The following is a 263-nucleotide window of genomic DNA, read 5'->3' on the forward strand; positions in this document are numbered from 1 at the left end:
TTCGACGACGATGTGCACTTGCCGCTTCTGGCCGCGCTGTAGCCTGCCCCACTCGTCCCAAATCCATTGCGCGAGATAGTGATCCCACGGTATTTCGGTGATGCCCGCGCCGGTGTCGTTGTCCTTCCATTCGAAATCGCCGAGGTACTCGGCGTCGAGCCAGCCTTGAAGGCGGAACTCGCCGTCGTAGATCGTGGTGTCGGGCGGTTCGAGCCGCTGCGCCTGGCGTTGGCGCTCGCGCTCCTCGGTGGCCTGCCAGATCG

Annotated in this window: 1 protein-coding gene; it reads right to left on the reverse strand. The window is 64.3% G+C overall.

What is annotated here, in order from left to right; all coding sequences use genetic code 11:
* Nucleotides 1–263: Gp37-like protein (locus tag ON31_RS29340; RefSeq protein WP_039818291.1), on the reverse strand; the 263-nt coding region annotated here is incomplete at both ends.

The organism is Nocardia otitidiscaviarum NBRC 14405, assembly GCF_000308635.1.
Taxonomy (GTDB): Bacteria; Actinomycetota; Actinomycetes; order Mycobacteriales; family Mycobacteriaceae; genus Nocardia; species Nocardia otitidiscaviarum.